Consider the following 887-nt stretch of genomic DNA (forward strand, 5'->3'; position numbering starts at 1 on the left):
TGCTGTCGTTGTCGCAGATCACCACGATCGCCGGAGCGGCCGGGACGGCGGCAACCACCTGCTGCAACAAGAGCAGGAAGTCGGCCGCGCACCGGCGGCCCAGCCGATACACCCACCGGCCGGTGGTCATCTCCAGCGCGCCCAGCACGGTGACCTGCCGATTCTTTCCCGGCGTGGCGATGTTCGGGCGGCAGTTGCGCAGCGTCCAGCTGGCCCGGATGTGCGCCAGCCAGTGGATGTGGGTCTCATCGGCAGCCCACACCACCGCCCCGCGGGGCAGGGCGCGCAGCCGGGTGGCGATGGCGGCCACCGTTCGCCAGCGGTCCGGATCGCCCTTGGCGATCAGCTTGGGCCGCCGCCAGATGGCCACCTGGCGCACGCGCCGATACAGGGTGCGCCGGCTCAGGCCGGGGCGCTGCAGATAGCGCCACAGCCGCGCAACGGTCCACGGGCCCGGGCGGGCCAGCAGCGCGGCGATCCGGTCGCGCAATCGCCGTCCCCCGAGCGGCGGGCGGCCCGAACGTGGGTGGTCGGCCAGGCCTTGCGGTCCCAGCCGGTTGAATCGCTCGATCCAGCGGCGCACCGTGCTGGGGTCGTAGCCGAGCAACTCGGCGATTTGCGCCGCCGACAGCCCGTGCAGCGACAACAGCACCATCATCGCGCGGGTGGCCTGCCGCCACTGGCTGCGCAGGGCGGCGCGCAGGTGCTCGATCGAGGCGTCCGGAGCATTGGCGAACACGACAGCAGGGCGCATACTGACCACGACCTCGCCGGGGCGGACAGACGGTCTGAGCAACCTCGATCCAACCCCCGGCGAGGCCCGTGTCAACGCCTGTCTGCCATGGTGATCTCACGCCCTATTACGCGCAGGACTTCTGGATACGCGC

At 71.5% G+C, this 887-nt stretch carries 1 protein-coding gene; it reads right to left on the bottom strand.

Features of this window, described 5'->3' with window-relative positions:
* Positions 1-754, bottom strand: a 754-nt coding sequence (locus Pta02_RS40810) for an IS630 family transposase (RefSeq protein WP_203880417.1), incomplete at its 3' end; no start/stop codon positions are given.
* Between the last annotated feature and the right edge of the window lie 133 nt (positions 755-887).

The sequence above is a fragment of the Paraplanobispora takensis genome (assembly GCF_016863195.1).
Lineage (GTDB): Bacteria > Actinomycetota > Actinomycetes > Streptosporangiales > Streptosporangiaceae > Planobispora > Planobispora takensis.